The organism is Brevibacillus sp. NPDC058079, assembly GCF_042885155.1.
Lineage (GTDB): Bacteria > Bacillota > Bacilli > Brevibacillales > Brevibacillaceae > Brevibacillus.
Genome location: NZ_JBHVSO010000005.1, coordinates 264,714 through 287,099, shown reverse-complemented (window position 1 = coordinate 287,099; position 22,386 = coordinate 264,714). Strand labels below are relative to the sequence as shown.

Genomic DNA, 22,386 nt, shown 5'->3' with positions numbered 1-22,386 from the left:
ACGAGTAGATTACAAGACTCGTCGTGCCGAAACGAAGCGCTTCTCCCAGGACGTGCCCTTAAAGGTCGAATACGTCACTCCTGGTTTTCCATATGTATGTAAGAGTTTGTTGTTGCCTGCATAAATCGCCACGTGGGTGATCCGTTTGGATGTCGTCGTTGTGCTCGCCTTGAAGAACACCAGATCTCCTTTTTTCAGGTTGGCCTTGGACACACTCGTTCCTTTCTTTGCTTGATCGCGAGAAGTACGTGGCAAGCTCTTGCCGACTGCGACTTTAAATACGCGCTGTGTAAAGGAAGAGCAATCAAATACGGCTGTGGTACTACTGCTCGCACCGAATTTATAAGGCGTACCCATATACTTTCTTCCCGTGGCAATGACTTTGTCCGCCCTGGATTGTGACCATGCAGCCTCGGCTACATTTTGCTCTCCTGGCAGTGGAGCGACAATCGCTGTGACTCCCAATGCTACTCCCATTACGATTCCTATGAGGGCTTTATGTAATTTCATGCTGTTCATCCTCCCTTTTCTTGTGAAAAAGATCCCTGCTAAACAAGGGACCATTTTATGCAAAGTTTGGCTGACCTCTCACTTGTTCTCTACTTTACCAAAGCCCACCCTCTATGAAATTACCAAAAACTTACCAAAAACTATTTTTCCAATTGGATACGATTACCGCTTGACGCCTTCGTGCTTGATTTAACAAGCATTCCTCAAATTTTCAGTCTATTTTTTTGCCATAATGTCCCTCTCAAATTGGCAAAATTTATCCTGCCCCTATTTGTTAAAACCCGCGCCCCATGCGACTTTTGTCCTAGTTCCATTTACAAAATACCCCTTTTCCCTCCTTTTTTACGTAATCTGCATTTGGAATCTCTCTTCCCTTTCTTCTCTCTCTACTTGCAACTAGCAGGGAGTCATCGTAAAGTAGATAGGAGTTCGTTTTGAAGGAGGCACATATGCGACTGCGTAACATTCCAGGTGCCGAAGCGGCCCTGAGAGAATATCCGACGTTCGTAGACAATCCCCTTTCCTATAAAGGAAATTGGAAGGAACGCTTCGGGAATAACAATCCGATTCATGTGGAGATCGGCTGTGGAAAAGGACGTTTCATTAATACATTGGCCGAGCGTCACCCTGACATCAATTTCATTGCGGTTGAACTGAAGGCGGAGGTTGTTCTGCGCGCTGTTCAACGTACGGAGTACAAAGCTATTCCGAATCTGGCTTTTGTCCAATACGACGCTTCGAAGTTGACCGAGTTGTTTGCCGATCATGAAATTTCTCGCATCTATCTAAACTTTAGTGATCCGTGGCCAAAAACCCGTCATGCGAAACGCCGTCTCACTTACAAAAGCTTCTTGAACACCTATCGTCAGGTGCTTGTGGCAGACGGTGAGCTTCATATGAAGACAGACAACGAGAAGCTATTTGAGTTTTCACTCAACCAATTCTCTGCGGAGCGCTTCCAGATGCGCAATATCACCTTTGACCTGCACCAGTCCAAGCTGGCGGCAGATAATGTGATGACGGAGTACGAAGAGCGCTTTTCTTCTCGTGGGCAGCGCATTTATCGGGTGGAAGCGAGCTGTGTGATTAAGTAGACCCTTGTTTGAGTCAACATAGGGGAGGAGAAGAAAAAGCACAGTTCTCTTCGACTCTGACACGCCCGCAAGGGGGATTCACTGGCCGTCTCCACTTCCAAAGGGGACCTTCGAGCCAAAGCCACCCTACTGGCGGATGTTTCTCAGAGAAGAAGTGTTCGACAAGCGTGTCCCCTTTTGGAAGTTCCGACTGGGTAGGCGTTGTCAAGGTCTGCGAGCCCTGCGCTTTTTCTTCTCGCCAGCTTTCGTTGGTTCATCGGTACTTTTAAATGCCTATCTAATACAAAAAGACCCTCCGCACTCTCAAGTAGGATTTGAACCTTACTTGTGAGCACGAAGGGTTTTTTATTATTCTTTTTGCCGCCCGACGCTCTTGTATACGCGCTCTGGACGTCCGACGACACCGTACGAAAGGTCTGCGATGGCGTCTCCTTTGGCTACCAAATATTCGAGGTATCGCCTTGCTGTTGAACGGCTAATGCCTGTTTCTTTGCTGACCAAATCCGTCGTGGCCTCCTGTGTCTGCATGAGAAAGCCTGAAATCTTGTCCAACGTAATTTGGTCGATTCCTTTGACTGCCCTTGTCTCGGTTGTCTTCTTTTGGCCTGTCCGGGCAATGAGCTCATCGATTTGGGCTTGACTGATCTGATCAGTGTCTTTTTTCCAATCACTCACCTTTTGCCTGAACTCCTGATAATTCCGTAGGGTTTGTTGCAGGCGTGCAAAGATAAGTGGCTTGGTAATAAAATCGAAAACGCCATAGCGGATCGCCTCTACAACCGCATCCACTTCTTTGGCTGCTGTCAGCATGATGACATCCGTTGTAGGGAACTGCTCCTTTATGATCGACAAAAAATCGAGGCCGTCCATATCTGGAAAATAAATGTCGAGCAACACGAGATCAGGCTGCAAAATTTCCATTTGGTCCTTGGCCTCTTGCCCATTCGTGGCAATGCCAATCACCTCGTACCCCTCCACTTTTTCCACGAAGCGCCGGTTTACCTCTGCGATTCTCAGGTCGTCTTCAATAATGAGTACCCGTATCATCTATAACGGCCTCCTTCCGTTCTGCCGTGCGTGCATCCTTTGGTATCGTCACAGTAAAAATCGTTCCGCCTACCGGATTTCCCGTATGCGTAATATTGCCGTGTACATGTAAAGCAGCTTGTTTGACTAAGTGCAGTCCGTAGCCATGATTCGGCTGTTGTTTGGTAGAGAAGCCCAGCTCAAAGATTCGTTCAGCATTTTCTTCGGAGATACCTGGCCCTCGGTCCTCTACCTCTATGAGCAAGACCTCTTCCATATTGAGCAAAAAGATCGTGATTTCTGGTGCAAATGCACCTGGAGCTTTTACAGCATCCATCGCATTATCTATCAAATTGCCGAGAATGACAATCAGCTGTGAGCGATCAATCGAGGTAGGAATGTCACGGAAGTTACTTTCTGGATCAATTTTCAATTCCACTTTGCGTTCGTTGGCTTGATTCAGCTTCCCGAGCAACAAGCCACCTATCAGTGGGTCGGGGACTTCTTGCATAATAAACGTCGTATTGTGAACATGCACATTCAACTCAGAAGAGATCGTTTCAATGGCTTCCTGATACGATTCAAGCTGGATGAGTCCTGATATGAGATGCAGTTTATTGGAATACTCGTGCGTCTGAGAACGAAGGACTTCCGCATACTCCTTCACTCGTGACAGCTCTTGTGTGACCTCGAACAGCTCGGACCGATTGCGAAAGCTCGCTACCGCACCCATAACATGGCGCTCCTTATCCATAATCGGGACGCGGTTCACGACTAATACGTGCTCGTCCACATTCGTTTCGCGGTCAAATTCGGCTTTTCCTGTCTCAATCACCTCATGAAGGCCCAGCGAACGCACCAGCTCGTCCTGTTTGTCCATGATACTGTCTTTATCCTTCGCTTGACCCAGCATATGGAGAGCGGTCTGATTCGCGAGCGTGATCGCCCCTTCCTTATTGACCGCCACAATGCCTTCGCGAATCGATTCTAGCACTGCTTGATTTTCCTGATACAATCGCCCGATTTGTTCTGGCTCCAAACCAAATATGGCTTTCTTTACATTCTGCGAAAGAATGAGCGTAGCCACCACACCCAAGAGTAAGGTGACGATGCCAATGACGAAGATTCGATTGCGATACGATTCGATCGTTTCATTTATATCCTCAAACAAAAAGCCGACAGAAACGACCCCCATCACCTTTCCATCCTCATCATAGATTGGAGTCTTTCCTCTCAGTCCGGGGCCAAGCGAGCCGACTGTTTCAGAGATGATGGATTGCCCCTCAAATACTGCCTCATTGTCGCCTCCCACCATCTTTTTGCCAATCTGCTCTGGATCAGGATGTGAATAGCGGATGCTTTGCAAATTTCCTACTGTGATAAAAGCCGCATTCGTATCCACGCGTATTTTTTCCACGATTGGATTGATAATCTTAGCAGGATCTTCTGCGTCAAACGCCTGTTTGATCTCGGACATCTGTGCGACGGTCTTGGCGGTATGCAGTGCGCGTGTTCCGATCTCATGCTCCAATACGCCCGCCAGCATCTGTTCAAACATCGTACCAAGTATGACAATCACACCAAAAAGGAGCGAGCAAATAATCAACATCAGCTTGCTGTGAAAACGCACATCGTTCCCTCCTCTTCTTCTCATTGTATCTCATTTCGCTCGATGACGAAAAAAGAGGCCATGAGCAGGCCTCTTTTTTTATTTCTTCCTTTTTATAGTTGACTAGAATGAGATGACTCCGGTAAGAAGAGCAAGCGCAATCATCACGATCGATGTTCCAAACGCCCATTTCAGGATGAACTTTTGGGTTTCTGCATAATCGACCCCAACCATTCCGATCAACAGGTACTGTGCTGCAAACAATGGGCTGAGTACATGCAGCGGTTGACCCAGGATGGAAGCGCGGCCAATTTCCGCCGGATCGATTCCGTAAGCGGCCGCTGCATTTGCCAGAATTGGAACGATCCCGAAGTAATACGCATCGTTCGACATGAAATACGTGAATGGCATGCTTGTCAGTGCTACGAGTAGAGGCATATGGGAACCAAGTGAATCTGGAATCCAAGAAACGAGTGTGCTCGCCATCGCATCGATCATTTTCGTTTCAGTCAGGATTCCTGTAAAGATTCCCGCAGCGAAAACCATGGACACTGTAGCCAGTGCGTTAGCTGCGTGGGCTGCAATCCGCTCTTTCTGATCTTGCATTTTCGGGTAGTTAATAAACAGGGCAATGGCAAAAGCGAGCATGAACATCGTCGGCAGTGGCAAGAAGCTCGTAATCAGGCCGACCATCAGTGCTGCTGTCAACAACAGATTGAACCAGATCAGGTGCGGACGTTTCAGTGAAGCAGTCTCATCCGTCGCCGCCACTTCTTGTCCTGCAAGCGATTGCAAATCTTCATCTGGTATCTCAATAATCCCCAAACGCTTACGCTCTTGTTTGCCCAGAATACAGGCTACGATCATAACCCACGCAATTCCGCCAATCATCACAGGAATAACAGGGACAAAAATCTCGGAAACATCCATATGAAGTACACTCATGACACGCGCTGTCGGACCACCCCAAGGCGTCATGTTCATGACACCGAGTGCGAGCATCGGCATGACTGCCAAAATCATCGGTCTGATTCCCAGCTTGCGATACAAAGGCAGCATCGCAGTAACGGTAATCATATAAGTCGTGGTTCCATCTCCATCCAGTGCGACCAAGGTAGCGAGAATCGCTGTACCTACAATAACCTTCAGTGGGTCACCCTTCACAATTTTCACGATTTTCTTAATTAATGGGTCAAACAGACCTGCATCCATCATGACTCCAAAGTATAGAATGGCGAACAACAGCATAATTCCCGTAGGCGCAATTTTCTTGATGCCTGCAAGCATCATGTCGCCAATTTCTGTACCAAATCCGCTAATCAACGCAAAAACAACAGGAACAACAATTAAAGCAACTAATGCCGAAAGCCGTCTCGACATAATCAGGTACATGAAAACGGCTACCATAAGAAATCCAAGTAATGCCAGCATACGCTAGTTCCCCCTTGCAAGAATGCGCTTACAATGATGTTGTAGCAACCATGACGAATGCGCTTTCATATTGTGCTGTCATTATAACAATGTTCGTAAAAATCCGAATAGAATATGCGCATAAACTGTTTTAACCGCATTTCCTCTATTAACATCATAAAAATTATGACATGCGCATATGGTGATCGGAGCATGAATGTACATATAGTCCCTTTGTGTATTACCCATCCTCTTTTTTTTGAATCGACTTCATTTAACTTCGATATCAAATAATATTTACGGCCATATATCGACATAGTTCTTCACTGAAAATAATGCTTTAGACTTACTTGAGTCATTATGCTAACGGGTAGTTTTGTTCATTTAGTGGCAGAAATTTCGGTATAATATAATTACTTGTTTTTGTGGAGGGATATTAGGTCTTACGACGTGAAGAGGGGGATATCTCAATGAAATTAACTGTGCTGGTTGATAATAACACTTACATCGACCGCTACTTTGTTGGTGAGCCAGCTGTTTCTTATTTAATCGAAGATGAAGATAAGAGGATACTGTTCGACGTAGGTTACTCAGATGCGTTCATTCGCAATTCAGAAAAGATGAGAATTGATTTGAGAAAACTTGATTACGTTGCGCTGTCACATGGACATAACGATCATACCTGGGGATTAGATCCCCTCATTCGAATGTTTTCTGAAGCGAAACTTGAACAATTAGAATTCAGACTTCCAACCATTATTGCTCATCCCGATGTATTCTACAGCAAACTCTTGAATGGTGAAGAAATAGGGAGTTTGCTAACTGCTGAGAAAATCACTAGGCATTTAAAATTGGAATACACCAAAAAGCCGGTGTGGCTGACGGAGAAGTTGGTCTTCCTAGGTGAAATTGAAAGGACTATGCCTTTTGAAGCGGATAACGCTATTGGACAAGTTGCAAGAAATGGCGAAATCTCTGAGGACTACCTGTTGGATGATTCTGCACTGGTTTATAAAGCCGAAAACGGACTTGTCATCATTGTTGCATGTTCGCACTCAGGAATCTGCAATACCATTGAGTATGCCAAAAAAGTTTGTGGAGACGATAGGATTCTCGATATAATCGGAGGATTTCATCTGCTAAACCCTGGAGAATATCAGATGAATAAAACCGTGGAATATTTTCAGACTGTCAAACCGACATATTTACATGCTTGTCATTGTACAGATTTGAAATCGAAAATTGCATTATCAGATGTGGCGAATGTATTGGAGGTTGGAGTGGGTTTAACTCTTGAATTTAGATGAGACTCATTGAGCTAACGGGGTTCGATAGTTTAAGATCATGTACGGTGAACCGTATCACAAGTAACGGTAAATTTGTTTAACTAAGGAGGTCAACCAGTAAAAACTGGCTAACCTCATAATACGAAAGGGCAGTAGTACGAAGGTTCGCCACAGAGAACCTATTTAAAAATACGATCAATTTCGTTGATTTCTTCTTCTGTCAGGTGGACGTCTACTGTTTTTAAATTATCCAGCACTTGCTCTGCTCTTTGTGCTCCGGGAATGACAACATCAATTGAATCATGTGTTAAATACCAAGCAAGGACTATATGAGCAGCTTCGGCATTTTTTTTATTTGCAATTTTACGGAGCTGCTCTACCTTTTCTAGATTTTTTTTGAATTTATCGCCCTGAAAGTTAGGCATATCTTTGCGTAGATCATTGAATGCCATATCCTTATTGTATTTACCGGCAAGCAAGCCTGATGCTAGTGGAAAGTATGGAATAAACGAGATATTATTCTCTGTCGTATATGGAAAGAATTCTTGTTCCGCTTCACGCTGCAGCAAATTGTAGTTTCCCTGTAATACATCGACATAACCGTCCTTATTTGCTTCTTTTAATTGTTCCAGTGAGAAGTTAGAAACGCCAATTGCTCTAATTTTACCTTCGTCCTTTAGCTGTTTTAAGACTCCAACCGCCTCATCTTTTGGTGTATCCTGATCTGGAGCATGAATATAAAATAAATCTATGTAATCTGTTTGTAGCCTTTTCAAACTATCTTCAACGGCTTGTTTTAAATAAGCAGGCGAATTATCCATGGTAACATCATTGCCGACAAGTGTAAGGCCACCTTTTGTTGCAAGGATGAGTTCATGACGCTTTCCTGCTTCTTTTATCACTTCACCTATTAGCTCCTCTGAACGTCCTGTTCCATAAAAAAACGCTGTATCTAAAAAATTCACTCCATGGTTGATCGCAGCCCGCACCAAATCTTTTCCTACTTCTTCATTTAAATTAGGATAAATATTGTGGCCACCTACAGCGCTTGTTCCAAGTCCGATTGGATTGACAACGAAATCTGTTTTACCAATTCGTGATTGTTTCGTCATTCTCTTCAACTCCCTCTCATTTTTAAGCTTAGCGTACGTTTTCGCGCAAGGTTTTTACCGGTATCTACATCATAATTCATTACGTTACGTAAGTTTCAAGTGCAGTGTCCTTACATGCCTTCATCGGAGAAATGAATCCTTACGATCGGGTTCGATAACGAGGACAGGCATGTTGCCTCTCGACCTATGCCGAGGATGAGAATAACCTCTTGTCCGAACAACGGCTCTGCTATAAACGATATATTGCGGCGGTTCGTCGATCCATGGCCGAACCGCGAACGATTCCCTACAATGCGGAAGGAGCTGCCCCGATGGATTTTGATTTCCCATTGCTGAAGCAAGAGATTAAAACGGCGGCAATGCAGGCCTTTGAAGAGATGAATAAAACGTGCCAGGACGATAGGGTAATCGCCTTTGCGTTGTACAGCGACGAAGGCGCCATGACGGTATGCCCTGCTGTCAATACGGAAGCGCATCTTGATGGAATTGTCGAGAGCGATCCGGAACATGCGCTGTATTTCAAATACGAGCCTGCGGAATGGAGGTTCGAAGGTCAAGGGGCTGAGGAGGCCTTCGACGCGATCTGCGCGAAGTTGCGAAGTTTTATCCTGACTGAGGATCCCTCGGCAAGACATGAAAGCGGCCGTTTCGTGGCGTTTCGGGAGGCGTTGTACGAAACGTGTATCGAGGTGCTGGAAGAACTGGTACGCTCGGGCATCTTTTCCGATGCTGTTGGTCGCGACATCATCGTCTTGTTTGCAGTTTCCGACTATGAGTTCGAGACAGATTCGTATATGCGGATGATTCGAAGGCTAAATGCCGACGACACCATCCGAAAGGAATGCGCGGCTTATGTGAAAGAATGGAGCGATTAGCCCCGAAAGACCTGCCTCCATTGATTTTGGGGCACTTGTTAAGCTAAAGGGTTCGATGAGGCAATCTATAACCGGGCAGTTTAGTGAAAAAGAAAGCAATTCATAAGAAATATCCATTTTCATATTTGCGATGATTGAATGAATGACAACAATTTACAAGCGGAAAGCAGGGTGTACAAATGAAGAGTTTAGGATCTATGAATGTGGATGTCATTACGCTGTTTGTTGAGGATTTTCAGAAGGTGAAGGCGTTCTAGCAGGAAGTATTCGGATTTCAGGCCGTATATGAAGACGAGGTCTCGTCAGTGTTTCATTTCGGGAATATGAGCGTGAACCTCTTGGATATTTCCGAGTCACACGAATTGATGAAACCGGGAACAGTCGCAACACGTGAATCCGGATTCCGTTTCCTGCTCACCATTTGGGTCGATGAAGTGGATGAGGTCTGTGCAGAATTGAAAAAACGTGGAGTTGCTCTACTTAACGGTCCGATCGACCGGCCGTGGGGAGTGCGAACGGCTTCATTCGTCGATCCGGCAGGACATGCCTGGGGAGATCGCGAAACAATTGGCATAGGAACAGATTTAAAACATTGTATTTAGCGGCTGGATCGATAGACCCAGCTTTCGAAAAGAAAAAGAACGGCACGAATCAGCCGTTCTCTCTTGTATTTTATACATCCCGCTTTTGAAACACCCGAATGGACAGCCCCAGCGCCACGATGCCATAGAGAATCGTGTAGATAAGCATGGCAGTACTCGGAGGAGAAGTCGTACCGAAAATTCCTTGCGAAGCAAAGGACAGCGGATCGTCAGCTGTATCAAATAGCGAAATCGTCATTTGCCTGAATAGCGAATCGGATGGAAAAACCAGACTGGAAATAATCCCGATGTTCGTGAGTGAGCTGTTGCTAAAGGCAACACCAAGCTGCTCGATAAAGCCACCAATGAAGCTGATCCCGTACAAAATGATCAGGATAATGCCGCCTGTTACTGTTGTAGTCATACTGCTCAAGAACATGGCTACACAGACAAGAATGATCGGCATACCTACGAAGAAAGCGGCTGCTTTCAGGATTTGGGCTCCCCCTACCTGAACAGCCAACGCACCGCCGCCCACCCATTGGTTGATCGCCAAAAGTCCGAAGAACATCAGGAGTGCGTATATCCCCAACATACTTGCCAACCCGAAAAATTTCCCCAAAACATATTTGTAGCGAGGAAGGGCGCGGGCCAGCCATGTGTCGATTTGGTGGCTCTCGATTTCAGATGCGATGCTCCCGACACTGCTCAAAATCGCCAAGAGTGCCGTAATGACGGAACCAAAGTACAAGCCCATCCCCAAGAGCTGCGTGGAAAAGAAGTTTTTTTGCAACAAAGCTTCTGGACCTAAGCCCCCGAACGATTCCTTCATTTCCTTGACCGCATAGCCTGTGGCAAGTCCAAACAGCAGCAGGAAGGCCATCGACATGATCAGTGTAATCGTGAAGATACGCTTGGAGATCATTTCTCTATACGTGATTTTGATGATCGGCCACATGTCGTTCCCCCTCCTTTCTCTGCACCCAATACAGGAATACGTCTTCCAGTGATTGCTGCTTGCGCACTACTTCATGTACCCCAGCCCCGGATGCAATCAACTGTTGCAACAGAGCGGGTACCCGATTGTCCTGATCCAACGTCATTAGCCATGTATCACGGTCTTCCTCTTGTCTTACGAGACGACTCTCTGTGACGAAGGAAGGAAGCGCGTTATGAAAACCTGCGCTATCCTTGTCCACTGTCAATTCAATTTGTGGTTGGACGCTGCTCAGCTTGCGCCAGTCGCCATGTACGACCAGTTCACTGCGGTGAATGATCCCGACGTAGTTGCACACGCTCTCCATTTCACTCAGTAGATGACTGTTGAGAAAAACCGTCTTTCCTTGGTCACGCAGCCGCGCGATCAGTTCACGTACTTCTTTTCGTCCGATTGGGTCCAGTGCGGAGGTTGGCTCATCGAGGAAGATCAGCTCTGGATCGGATAAGAGAGCGCAGGCAATCCCGATACGCTGCTGCATGCCTTTGGAATAGCCCCGGATGCGTTCACGCTCGCGTCCAGCCATTCCGACCAGCTCAACGACATTTTTTATCACGGAATGGCTCTCGCGATGTGTTAATCCACACAACTCGGCATGATGCTCCAAGAGCTGTTGACCCGTCAACCAATCAGGATAACGGAACAACTCTGGCAAGTACCCTACCTTTTTCCTTGATTCTACACTGCCAATCGGCTGCCCAAGCATTACCGCTTTGCCATTCGTTGGGTGCAATAACCCGAGCATCGTCCTGACAAAGGTACTTTTACCCGCGCCATTTTGCCCGAGAAAACCAAATACGGAGCCGCGCGGTACTTGTAGCGTAATATTTTTGCAGCCGGCTTTACCGTTATATTGCTTGGTCAACTCCCAGGTCTCTATCACATAATCTGACATCGTTTCCCTCACTTTCTCCATTGCAAACGGGACAAAGCAGAGCCCCCCTTTTTCAGGAAAACTCTGCCAACTCCCCACTATTTGTTTACTTATTTCAGTTGTTTTGCAAAATCCAACAGCCCATCAGCGTTCTTGTCGCTGCCTTCCAGCATGTGAATCTGTCCATCCTGCTGCCACATCAGATGTGCATTGTATTCACCTGTGATCAGCATTCCGTTTTGACCGTTCACTTTTACTTCCTTCATCTTGCTCTCGCCGTCTGCCATGTATGGCACAGGAAGGGTATGCTGCCAGTCTTCGATGCTAATCATTTGCTTTTTCACTTGATCTGGAATGAACGGCAGGGCCAAGAGTGTCTCGCGAAGCTGTGCCAGATCAACTCCCTCTGGTGCGCTTAGCTCAGGTGCGTCTATGACAGAGTAGCCATAGCTTTCTTTTCCTGCGGTCATCCAGACGTTCTGCATCTGTGGGATCTTCAAGGAGAAGCGTTTGCCACTCAGCTTTTCATCAAAGCGCGCCTCTACCTGCAATTGCCCCAATAGCTTGTTTGCACGATCCGCATCGATTTCCATGTGCATGGTGTAAGGGGAATTGACGTTTACGCTATCCACCGTGACATCCTGCGGTAGCTCAGGCAGCTTCACTCCAGCCTTTACAGCGGCTTCTTTGCTGTTGTAATATTGGTTTCTTTGTTCGAGCTTCTCTTGATCGGTTTCATCAATCCAGATTTTTCCGATCCCATTCAATTCCATCTCGCCCACATTGCCGTTTGCGATCCATTGTTCGATCTCACGCAAATCGTCTTGAGTCACTTTGACAAACTCTACTTTATCCATGCGGAAAATGGACAGAAAATCGTTCGCTGCTGCTTGTACTTGGGGGAAAGACAGGGACACAGCCAATACTGCTGCTGCCGAAGCACCTGTCACCCATCTTTTTGTTTGCTTGTTCATCTGATTCCAGCTCCTTCTGATTGTTGCTCGATTGGTTATCGCTTGTCTCTCTTGTGCATATGTGTCAGTCGATTTCTCGATCGCTTGCGAAAATCGCTGCCATGCTGCTTCTGTATTGACCTTCACATCGTTTGTCTCGGAAAAAGCATGCTCCATCTTCTCACGAGTCCAGCTATCCAAAGCGGACAGTTCGTCCATCTGTGTGCGACAGGTTTCACAGTACTCCAGATGAAGCAGGAATTGCTCACTTTCTTTTGAGCTGCATTCACCGTCTAAGAACGCCTGGATAAAGCCTGTATCGGCACATTTCATTCCTCTTCCCCCCTCATCCGGCCATATATGGTACGAAATTTACTTTTCGCTCTCGCGAGGAGTGTTCCCACCGAGCTGATCTGCGTGCCAGTCGCTTTAGCCAACTCCGCATAAGGAAATCCGGAATATTTCATGACCAGCAAGGTTCGTTCCCGCTCGTCTAGCTCTTCTAGCACATCGCGGACGATACTCTGGGACTCTTTTGCAAGCCACATCTCTTCTGTAGAAGGACTGACATGCTCTTGCTCGGATGCACTTCGCTCTTGTCTTGCGTACCTGCGTTTTTCTGAACGAAGATAATTGTACGCTGCGTAGAGCGCGGACTTGGACAGCCATGCGGGGATATGTTCGATCACCGTGCGATCCGTATGGTAAAAGGAGAGAAATACATCCTGTGCAATATCTTCTGCTGTTTGTTGCTCTTTCACAATTCGCATGATCTGTCTGACTACAAACGGATAATAGGTCGTAAACAATTCTTGAAAGGTATCTGCTTGATCCTCTACTCGAGCATGGTTCATCACCAGGTTTGCTTGCACCTCCACTGGATTCCTCCTTCCTACGTGCGCCATTGACGAATGCCTCTACTGCTTCGTTCATCTAATAGAAACCGCCAAGGCGATTTTTGTGACAGGAAGAATGAAAATTATTTTTCATCTAAAAATAAATCGGGCTTCTCCAGGAAACGGCGCGTCAATTGATAGTGCTCCGTATCGCGATATTTCACCTCTTGTGCAGGCGATTCGTCAAAATTGAGGATAGTCGCTCCGGGATAGCCCAATAGAATCGGCGAGTGCGACGCAATGATAAATTGTGCTCCTTCTTCCACCAAATCGCGCATCAAGTACAAAAAAGCGATTTGACGCTTCGGTGAAAGAGCAGCCTCGGGCTCATCCAGCAGGTAGATTCCCCTGCCGTTGAAGCGATTGGCAAACAGTGAGAAAAAAGATTCTCCGTGTGATTGCTCATGCAGCGAGCGTCCGCCGTAATGTTGATAGCTTTTCGGGCCCATCTCATCGATATGGCTGGCAAACTGATAGAAGCTCTCCGCTCGCAGGAAAAAGCCATTCGTTATTTTGGGCAGCCAGGAAAGACGTATGTAGTCACCCAGAATCGCCTCCGAGCGATGCACCTCATAAAAGTTGTGACGCGATCCTCCAGCCGTGTTAAAGCCGCACTGATAGGCGATCGATTCCAATAAGGTCGATTTGCCCGAGCCATTCTCTCCTACAAAAAAAGTGACACTGCTCGCAAGCTCGATCTCTTCCAGCTTGCGCAAGGAGGGCAGGTGAAACGGATATTCTTTCGTGTTGGGAAATTTTTCTCGCAGCAGCTTGATCGTTCGTAAATAAACCATTTTTGACCTCCGCTCTCATTATTTTCCCGACTCACGCCGATACATCCTTATAAGGGCGCCTTTTTGAACGCTCATTTATTTGGGGGAGAAGTATCCGTGGACAAGGTTTCCTTTCTTCAGGAAAAAAGTACATTTCATATGAAATATCCGGATCAGAGCGACATCGCCTTTTACCGGTGGTATACGACCCAATATCCAAACGAGGCGATCGGTTGGTTTCACCTTGGTCAAGAACGAGAAGCACAAGGAAACTCGGAACAGGCTCTCGAAGCGTACAGGCGTGGCCTCGTATCCAAGCAAGGCTCATATTACAACGAGACGCGTGACGCTTATCAACGACTGCTGCGGGAGCGACAGCGCAATTCCTTGGGCAATCGAACACGTTTACTCTTGGCTTCGCTCTTGTTTCTCTATTTTCAATTCGCTTTTTCGCCAGGACCGTTGAGAGATGCGTCATCCAAGACAACGCCACAGGCTGCCAAACAGCCCGTACCGACAACAGCTCAAACGCAGCCACATGTCGAGGTCATCGCAGTTCCTCCTACACTCAGTGCCCGTGAGCTATCTGAACAGGTCCGGCGCTATGTAGAGTCCAGGCGTCCTGCTCTTACGCAGCCTTTTACAGTGATGGTTGTCCCAGAAGTACCTGGTTCGCCGTTGTTCCGTCCCTTGCTGTTTTATCAGCCGCGCGAAGTCCGAGGCATCTTGCGTTACAATCCGACGAGTCGGACTGTTCTCAGTGAAAAATGGTGGGATAAACCTGTGCAGTTGGAACGAGAACCGACACTTGCTACAGGCAAGGCAGAACTCACGGATGAGCAGCTAACCCTCCAGCATGTACTGATCTTGCGAAATGCTTTGTATCGCTATTATCAGCAAACGGGTACGTTGCCTGCCCAGCTGTCTGATCTGGCTGACGCTTATCCAGGCAATTATTTGCCGCAAATTCCAGTACCGCCAAAGAGACTTTTGTTAAAAAGCTATCCGTATCATCCCAAAGCCTTCTTGCCAGAGTCCGCATGGGACAGCTTGCGCAATGTGCTTCCGCTTCCCGGCTATCCGGAGCCAGTGGCGCCTTTTGAACCGTTACAGCTTCACTTGACTACCTCGACACATACGATGAGTCTCATCAGCGGTTCCCATTTGGTACGCAGCTATCCCGTCGCCATAGGCAAAAACGGTTCTACACCCGAAGGCTACTATACCATTCAACAAAAAATCAATCAGCCCCGCGGACATGACAATATTTATGGAACGAGGGGCATGGTCTTCCAGGAGAGCGGGTATGCCATCCACGGGACAAACCATCCCGAGAGCATCGGCTCATCTGTTTCGCTCGGATGTGTTCGCTTGTACAATGCCGCTGTCGAGGAGCTATACACCTTTGTTTCATTGGGGACAGAATTCATTATCTCCAATGCCCCGTCCTCTGCCCAGCCTTGGAGCAATCCTGTTCCATTCGTTCTCCCGGCTGGCCCTGAGGAAGAGACACCACAAGTCATTTACAATTGGCTCCATTGATTCTTTGGCTACGTAAAGAAAAGACGTGCGGAACGCCATACCGTTACGCTCTGATTTTTTCCAGACGCTTATCAAACGAAAAAAAGCCCTTCTATCCCTTTTTAAAAAAGGGGTAGAAAGGGCTTTTTCCATTGAATGGGGAGATTACTCTGCGTTCACGATAACTTTGTACGGAATCTTCGTGTTGTTATTGTTGTAGACTAACAAGTAATATTTCCCTGGTTTTGCCTCAAAATCTCCAGTCAGTTTCTTACCTGCGTTTTTGGGGTAGGCGAAATACGTTTCGAGATCATCCTCATGGAACACCACCCAGTTTAAGCCTTCGTCCTTCTCGCTACTTACCATAACTTGAACGATCCCTTCCTCTTCAACCTGAATGATGTACGTGTCCTTATCATCTGTACGATCGGTTTGACCACTTGTCTCTTCGCCCAACTGTAGAGCATTCGCCTCATTGAATGAATTGTTCGGTTCCGTTTCGGTTGGTTCTGCTTCTACTTCTGGCAATTCCGCGGTTACTTTGTATGGAATGGTTTCACCGTTAAAGTTGTACACGGACAAGTAATAGGTACCTGCAGATGCTTCAAACTCACCGGAGAGCGTTTTTCCTGAGGTTTTGGGGTAAGCGAAATAATTATTCAGATCATCCTCATGATGAACGACCCAGTTCAAACCAGTATCATGCTCACTCGTTACGTTGATTTTCACCGTTCCGTTGCCCAATACGCTCAAGGCAAAAATGTCTTTGTCGTCTTGTTTGCTTGTTTGACCACTCAGCTCCACATTGCTTTTCAACAGATTTGCCTCTGAAAAGCTGTTGTTTGGCTCTTGTTCCTTTTCCCCGATTTCTCCACCCTGCTCTTCGATCGTGATCATAATCGATTTCGCAGCAACCGCTCCTTTGTCATCCGTTACTCGTAGCTTCACGGTATATTCTCCCTGATTTTCGTAGACATGCGTAGGATTGGCATCACTGCTGCTTGTGCCATCTCCAAATTCCCACAGATAAGATACGATGCTGCCATCCGGATCGGAGCTTCCGTTACTGCTAAACGTCACTTCCTCGTTTACAGCTGCTTTTGACGGGCCGTTTATGACAATAACAGGCGGCTGGTTCTCTCCATCTCCCTGTTCTGGAAGTACCCCATGGAACGTGACATCATATTCAAACTGATTGGACGCATTTACTCGGTAGTTGGTAAAGTAGGCGGTTACGGTTTTGTAGCCGTTCCATGGATGGGAAGTAAGCGTGGTTAGAAACTCGTCTGTGATCCGACTCATCGTTTCCCAGTCTTGCTTCTCCCCTTCTGCCTGCGTACCCGTGTACGTGCCTGATAACGTAAAGGTTTGGAAGAACTCTGAATCGTGCCTGTTTGTAGATACATTTTGCAATCCTGTGACATCTTCAATTTCCTGGAAGATTTCTGCACTTGCTTTGGGATCTGGCGTTACCAGATAATCATCCGACACCAGCGGCACGGTCAGATCAGGATAGCTGTCTACCAACGATTCCATTGTACCGTGATAATCCCGATTCAGCTCTGAATCATTGCTGAGCGTACGGATTAGCTGGTCATAACTATCCACGTTATTGGCCTCTATGTAGTCCATGATATCATCGAGCTTGTTCCAGTCCTCTTTCATCATGTGATACTGCAAGGCGTATGAATACGTATAAAAATCCCACGAGCCGTAGCGTGCGTGCAAAGTTTGAGACGCCGTATTCCAATTATTTTGTCCAAAGCGAATCAGATTGTTGACCATGGATTTTCGAGGCAGAACACCTGTTGTTCTCGTGGAGCCTGCAAAGAGTTCCGCTCCCCCTTCTTCAAACCACGACAGTCTCTCGTCTCTGTAAATCGGGCCTTCATTCCACAAGCCAGGTATGGCGTAGCGCCCTTGTAAATAGTGGGTGAATTCATGGCGGAACAACTCTTCCAGTGTGTACGTACTCTGCTGCGGTGTGCGCTCGTAGGTGAAGAAAGTTCCTTTCCCCTCGATATACATGCCTCCGTTGTCCGTTTCATAGCCGTACAGGGGGTTGTTCATCTTGTACTCTGAAGGACTATTGTAAAGAACAATAGTCAAAATATCGTCGGGGTTCCCTTCTTCCATCGGTTCATCTCGTCCTGCCATCCGATGAAACTGAGCTTTTACCTCTTTTGCCGCCCAATATAACCGTTTGACTTTTTCTTCTGTGACATCCCCGCCTGTTTTCATGACGATGCTTCCGTCATCAAATGAATATTCTTTAGGCAGATACTTTTCCATGGCATCCTCACGAATCTTATTGAACTGGATGTCCCTTCCCTGCGCATCTTTTCCGCCATAGACCGTCTGGATCAGCTTCGCTACCTGCATATACTGAAGTCCCACATACGGATAAAGCTCTAACGCTTCTGTGAGCACCTCGTTGCCCTTATTCGGATTGGAATGGTATTCTCCCAAATAAGCACTGTGATAAAAACCATTGTCGAGGACCCATTCTTTCGCTTCATCTGTATCGCCATGCAAGGCGAGATTTCCCAACTCGTTCAGATACGTATCTATTTTGCCGTAAAACTCCTGTTGCTTGGTTGGTTCATCCACTCTCCACATCAGAACATAGCTAAACTGGCTCATGATACGGAAAACAGCATCACCCGCACTCCGCTGCGTAATGAAAGTATCCATTTGTTCTTCGTATTGACGGATGATCGGGGCAGCTTTCTCCACAAGGGAAGCGCTTACAAAAGTGTTTCCGATAAGTCCACCAAAGGCACCTACCACCTCATTTTGAGCATCTGTCCCTAATTTGAAATTCGGATTGTCTGCTATGGCATGCAGAGCAGGGAACACTTTTTGATGCTCGCTTCTCTGATTGAGATAGGATAATTCCTGGTGGTAGTAGCCGAGATAATATCCAGAGCGAAGCACCTCAACCAAGGTGTCAATTCCTTTAGAATCGCTGCTGGAGTATTGTGTGCCTCTGACTTGCAATGCGTCAATAATAGCCTGAACGCGCTGACGATCTTTATAAAAGGCATACGAATCGGGGGTAAAATCGAATAATTCAGGAATCTGCTCCCAATTAATCGTCACCAGTACATTGACTAATTCGTCGTAGCTGAGCTTGTTCAAATCGGACATCGCGTACTTTTCGACATTTGCCTTCATGCTCCGTTGCTGTTCGTTAGAAGACTCTTGCTCCTCTACACTCCACGTCGGCTCCACTGGATGCGGATATTCCCCTACTTCGTCACTGGATTGATGCTGAAACGAGGTGATTGGGTCCAGCTTTTTCTCCACATATTTTCCAGAAGGCGGAACGTTTTGACTCCCAGCCCTATCGATCGCACTTGCATAATCTTTGACTGCCAAGGCTTGGACAGGAATACCAACCGTCCCCAATAGAAATGATGTCGAGAGAAAGACACCAGCCATCATGCGGCTTGTGTTTACCGTGTGACGCTTTTTCTTCATGGATGAGCAAACCTCCTTTGAATGGTAACCGTATTTTCGTCTGTTGCGAGAAAACCAAATTTTGTTTTGAGTATCTTCACCTTCTCTCCATTTGGACTGTAATAAAATACACGCTGTTAGAATTGCAATTATGGTGCCAATACATATAGCAATAAAGAATAGTGAGAATGTATACATTTTTTTACAAAACTACATAAACATGTATGGAATATTAGACACTGTTAACATAAAGGCGAGCTTCGCTTAGCGCACGCAAAAAAGCACGTTCCCGCAAGTGGGAACGCGCCATGTTTTTACGATCACATTTATTTTTCTTCTTCTAATTCTCTCATCGATTCTTCTTGTTCTTCTTCCGGGTTCCAATAATCGAGCACTTTTCCTTGCAGAACCTTGCCTTGAATGAATTCTACCTGCTGCTCACTGAAATCCTCTGTCCACTCAATACCCAATTGTTCAGCTAGACGTACGACGGTCAACAATTCTGACCAAGCCACGTAACGTTTGTACCAGAAGAACTGTGGCTGCTCGTTCATGTATGGGTAAAGATCATCGAAATCGGTGTGTTTACAGTCAAGAGCTCGCTCAAAATTCACCTTGGTTTGGCGTAACTGTTCTTTGAAAAATGTGGGTAGATCTCTTTGTGCGTAGCCAGACATGGACTGTCCCCCCTGTCTCCCGATTTACTGGTATTGTACCACGCGAAAGAAGCTGTGCAAATAGTCGAATCGGTTTTGAATCGTTCTTGCTGGGCTAATCTTTAGCCGTTTGATCCAGCTGGGAACTGGTTCTGCCCTTCCTCTTGTGGAGGTGGCGGTAATTGAATTTCATTGGAGGAACCATTTGTCTGACTAGGGTCTGGATTCACGATGTCAGGTGGAACCTCACCTGTTCCCTGATTTGGCGGTTGGCTACCATCTCCATTATTTGTATGCTCACCAGTTTCTCCGGTACCTTGGTCAGGTGGAATTTCACCATTTCCATTTTCGGTCCCCCCCGGATTCTGCCCCTGATCGCTGCCTTCCTCGTTATGACCTGGATCTTGATTAATCATATTCTCCAGTTTCTTGGAGTCGATTGGGACTTCTTTTGAAGGTGTGCCTTCCTCGCCTTGTGCATTTCTCGGAACGACTTGATAACGATATTGTCTTGGACTATCCAGCAAATCTACGAACGAGGTTTCCTTCATACCCGCAGAGATGAGTTGTCTTTCGCCGTTTTCGCTAATGCGGTACAAATCGTACGTACTACCTTCAGCTCCGCCAATCCAGCTAAGCACTACCTTCAATTGGTTATTATCCAATGTCATGTCTGCAGCCAATTGGATTTCTGGTTCAACTTCCTCTTGTTTATGTTGTACCACGCCTTCTGGTCGAACGAAGTCCGATGACGGCACACCTTTTAAGGCTGTTGCAAACACTTTGGAGAACATTTGCGCCGTCATGCTACTTCCTTGGTGCATCAAATGCTGTTTGTCCTCCGGATCGAAGCCCATCCAAACGGCACCGACATATTCCGGAGTATATCCGACGAACCAAGCATCCTTGTTTGCTTTGCTGTCGCCTGCTATCGATTGGGTCGTACCGGTTTTACCTGCAACATGGCGGCCAGAGATACGCGCTGCCTTCCCTGTCCCTTCCTGAACGGCTCTCTCCAGCATCGTATGAACTTCCCAAGCTGCTTCCGGCTTCAGCGCCTCAGATTGTTTTGGCTGGTATTCACGGACAACACCCTCGTCCTTGTTCTCCACCTTCGTAATCGAGTGCGTCTCAGACACAACCCCTCCATTGACAAAAGGCGTGTACGCCTGAGCCATTTCCAGCGGGGATGTACCTAAACTCAAGCCCCCGAGGGCAATTGCTAGGTTTCGATCATTCGGAGTCAGCTCAATGCCGACTTTCTTGAGGTATTCCAAGCTTTCTGATACGCCGATTTCATTTAATAACCATACTGGCGGGATATTCGCAGAGTCGATCATCGCCCGGTTCATGTTCATCGTTTCAGTGTAACGGTTATTGTAGTTGCGCGGCTCATAGCCATTGAAGCTCTGCCTTTTGTTGCTCAGCTGCGAATTCGAGTTCCATTTGTTAATATCTTTATTGACTGCTGGAGCGAACACGGCAATCGGCTTAAAGCTGGAACCCGGCTGACGCTTCATGTCTGTCGCATAGTTAAAGCCTTTTGGCGCATAGTTGCGTCCGCCCACCATCCCGGCAATTCCGCCCGTTTTCGCGTCGATGACAATCATCGATGATTCTACACCGCGCTTGGCGCCGTCTTTCGGGAAGTTTTTGGCATTGGCATATTCCTCTACCATGGCATCCTGTACTTTCGGATCGAAGGTCGTGTAAATGTTCCAGCCTCCGCGGTACAATTCTTCTTCTGTCACGCCGAATGTGGCTTCGGATTCTTCTAGCATATTGTCAAAAAACGCGCGATAGCCTTTTTTCAAGCTGCCACCCGCCACTTCATGCGGTTCTTTCGGCAACGGCTCTGCTTGAGCTGCCTCTTTTTGCTCATCGGTAATGATTCCTTGCTCATGCATCAGACGAATAACGGTGTCTCGACGCAGTTTCGCCTTTTCTGGATTGTTAAAGGGTGAATAAGTAGTCGGTGCTTTTGGAATAGCCGCCAGCATCGCTGCTTCCGCAACAGTAAACTTATCATCGCTTACCGACTTGCCGAAGTAATACTGGGCAGCATCCTCTACCCCAAACTCCCCTTCGCCCAAATAAACGCGGTTCAAGTACATCTCTAAAATTTGATCCTTGGAGTACTTGCGCTCCAAGCCAATCGCGATACTCATTTCTTTTGTTTTACGCCAGAACGTTTGGTCTAGGGTGAGAAAGACGTTTCTAGCCAGCTGTTGGGTAATGGTACTTCCCCCTTCAGCTAACGATCCTTTTTTGATGTCATTGACGATGGCGCCGCCGATCCGAACCATATCGACGCCTTTGTGCTCATAAAAGCGCTTATCCTCTACGGCGAGGAAAGCATCGATCAGAGTCTTTGGCATTTCATTAATCGGTTTGTATATACGGTTCTTTTGACGAATCAGACTCGTCATTTCTTTCCCGTTTTTGTCGTATATGACAGTTGGTTCTGCTTTTAAGTCCTGTAGCTTTTGTACGTTTTGCTCAATCATCCGGTCTCCCGCATACAACAGGGCGAAGTAGCCCCCAATCACACTAAGGAAAAGGAATATTGCAAACGATACGGCAATCATCAGCAAGTTGTTCTTTTTCTTCCTGACTTTCTTCTTGGCCTTTGCTGCCATTATTTACCTCCTGGTCTTCTCTCTCTCCCCCACATCTTATATAGACGGTCCCATTTCAAAAAAGTTTCTGTTTTTGGGTTGTAGTCTATCATTCCATACAAAATTCCGTTTG

The 22,386-nt window shown here is 46.7% G+C and carries 17 protein-coding genes and 1 pseudogene; 5 read left to right on the top strand and 13 right to left on the bottom strand.

The window, feature by feature from the left end:
* Positions 1-9: 9 nt before the first annotated feature.
* Positions 10-510, bottom strand: coding sequence for a C40 family peptidase (locus ACFVS2_RS17225; protein WP_390235917.1), 501 nt, complete (start codon positions 508-510; stop codon positions 10-12).
* Positions 511-959: 449 nt separating this feature from the next.
* Here ACFVS2_RS17225 and trmB point away from each other — a divergent pair, with 449 nt between their 5' ends.
* Positions 960-1,604, top strand: a complete 645-nt coding sequence (gene trmB, locus ACFVS2_RS17220) for a tRNA (guanosine(46)-N7)-methyltransferase TrmB (protein ID WP_173618586.1) — start codon at positions 960-962, stop codon at positions 1,602-1,604.
* Between the two features lie 348 nt (positions 1,605-1,952).
* Here trmB and ACFVS2_RS17215 read toward each other — a convergent pair whose 3' ends face one another.
* The 3 genes from ACFVS2_RS17215 to ACFVS2_RS17205 all read right to left on the bottom strand — a co-directional run bounded on the left by ACFVS2_RS17215 (position 1,953) and on the right by ACFVS2_RS17205 (position 5,670).
* Positions 1,953-2,651 carry a response regulator gene (locus tag ACFVS2_RS17215; protein ID WP_007721481.1) on the bottom strand — a complete coding sequence of 233 codons (699 nt, stop codon included), beginning with the start codon at positions 2,649-2,651 and terminating at the stop codon, positions 1,953-1,955.
* The gene (locus ACFVS2_RS17210; RefSeq protein WP_452101551.1) at positions 2,629-4,260 is read right to left on the bottom strand and encodes an ATP-binding protein; all 1,632 of its coding nucleotides are present in this window, start codon (positions 4,258-4,260) and stop codon (positions 2,629-2,631) included. The genes ACFVS2_RS17215 and ACFVS2_RS17210 overlap by 23 nt, the downstream gene beginning before the upstream one ends.
* 102 nt (positions 4,261-4,362) lie before the next feature.
* Entirely contained in the window at positions 4,363-5,670 is a 1,308-nt protein-coding gene (locus ACFVS2_RS17205) for a CitMHS family transporter (RefSeq protein ID WP_390235913.1), read from the bottom strand.
* Positions 5,671-6,119: 449 nt separating this feature from the next.
* Here ACFVS2_RS17205 and ACFVS2_RS17200 point away from each other — a divergent pair, with 449 nt between their 5' ends.
* Complete coding sequence (locus ACFVS2_RS17200) at positions 6,120-6,956, top strand: MBL fold metallo-hydrolase (RefSeq protein WP_390235911.1); 837 nt, start codon at positions 6,120-6,122, stop codon at positions 6,954-6,956.
* Positions 6,957-7,114: 158 nt separating this feature from the next.
* On the opposite strand, the gene ACFVS2_RS17195 is transcribed toward ACFVS2_RS17200, so the two are convergent.
* The gene (locus ACFVS2_RS17195) at positions 7,115-8,047 is read right to left on the bottom strand and encodes an aldo/keto reductase (protein WP_390235910.1); all 933 of its coding nucleotides are present in this window, start codon (positions 8,045-8,047) and stop codon (positions 7,115-7,117) included.
* A gap of 311 nt (positions 8,048-8,358) precedes the next feature.
* Here ACFVS2_RS17195 and ACFVS2_RS17190 point away from each other — a divergent pair, with 311 nt between their 5' ends.
* Positions 8,359-8,922 (top strand): DUF4303 domain-containing protein, encoded by a 564-nt coding sequence (locus ACFVS2_RS17190; protein WP_390235908.1) that lies wholly within the window; start codon positions 8,359-8,361, stop codon positions 8,920-8,922.
* Between the two features lie 179 nt (positions 8,923-9,101).
* Positions 9,102-9,498, top strand: a pseudogene (locus tag ACFVS2_RS17185) (VOC family protein).
* Positions 9,499-9,594: 96 nt separating this feature from the next.
* Here the strand turns inward: ACFVS2_RS17185 and ACFVS2_RS17180 are convergent.
* The 5 genes from ACFVS2_RS17180 to ACFVS2_RS17160 all read right to left on the bottom strand — a co-directional run bounded on the left by ACFVS2_RS17180 (position 9,595) and on the right by ACFVS2_RS17160 (position 14,017).
* A complete protein-coding gene (locus ACFVS2_RS17180) occupies positions 9,595-10,461 on the bottom strand; it encodes an ABC transporter permease (RefSeq protein ID WP_390235906.1) in 867 nt (288 codons plus the stop codon).
* Complete coding sequence (locus ACFVS2_RS17175) at positions 10,433-11,395, bottom strand: ABC transporter ATP-binding protein (RefSeq protein ID WP_390235904.1); 963 nt, start codon at positions 11,393-11,395, stop codon at positions 10,433-10,435. The genes ACFVS2_RS17180 and ACFVS2_RS17175 overlap by 29 nt, the downstream gene beginning before the upstream one ends.
* A gap of 89 nt (positions 11,396-11,484) precedes the next feature.
* Positions 11,485-12,660, bottom strand: coding sequence for an anti-sigma factor family protein (locus ACFVS2_RS17170; protein WP_173618594.1), 1,176 nt, complete (start codon positions 12,658-12,660; stop codon positions 11,485-11,487).
* Positions 12,657-13,205 carry an RNA polymerase sigma factor SigX gene (locus tag ACFVS2_RS17165; protein WP_390235900.1) on the bottom strand — a complete coding sequence of 183 codons (549 nt, stop codon included), beginning with the start codon at positions 13,203-13,205 and terminating at the stop codon, positions 12,657-12,659. The genes ACFVS2_RS17170 and ACFVS2_RS17165 overlap by 4 nt, the downstream gene beginning before the upstream one ends.
* Before the next feature lie 101 nt (positions 13,206-13,306).
* Positions 13,307-14,017: an AAA family ATPase gene (locus tag ACFVS2_RS17160; protein ID WP_173618596.1), complete on the bottom strand. Its 711-nt coding sequence runs from the start codon at positions 14,015-14,017 to the stop codon at positions 13,307-13,309.
* A 96-nt stretch (positions 14,018-14,113) separates the two neighbouring features.
* On the opposite strand from ACFVS2_RS17160, the gene ACFVS2_RS17155 reads away from it, so the two are divergent.
* A complete protein-coding gene (locus ACFVS2_RS17155) occupies positions 14,114-15,538 on the top strand; it encodes a L,D-transpeptidase family protein (protein WP_390235897.1) in 1,425 nt (474 codons plus the stop codon).
* A gap of 144 nt (positions 15,539-15,682) precedes the next feature.
* On the opposite strand, the gene ACFVS2_RS17150 is transcribed toward ACFVS2_RS17155, so the two are convergent.
* The 3 genes from ACFVS2_RS17150 to ACFVS2_RS17140 all read right to left on the bottom strand — a co-directional run bounded on the left by ACFVS2_RS17150 (position 15,683) and on the right by ACFVS2_RS17140 (position 22,274).
* The gene (locus tag ACFVS2_RS17150; RefSeq protein ID WP_390235894.1) at positions 15,683-19,000 is read right to left on the bottom strand and encodes a collagenase; all 3,318 of its coding nucleotides are present in this window, start codon (positions 18,998-19,000) and stop codon (positions 15,683-15,685) included.
* A gap of 305 nt (positions 19,001-19,305) precedes the next feature.
* Positions 19,306-19,656, bottom strand: a complete 351-nt coding sequence (locus ACFVS2_RS17145) for a hypothetical protein (protein ID WP_007721499.1) — start codon at positions 19,654-19,656, stop codon at positions 19,306-19,308.
* A 101-nt stretch (positions 19,657-19,757) separates the two neighbouring features.
* A complete protein-coding gene (locus ACFVS2_RS17140) occupies positions 19,758-22,274 on the bottom strand; it encodes a PBP1A family penicillin-binding protein (RefSeq protein WP_390235891.1) in 2,517 nt (838 codons plus the stop codon).
* Positions 22,275-22,386: the final 112 nt, after the last annotated feature.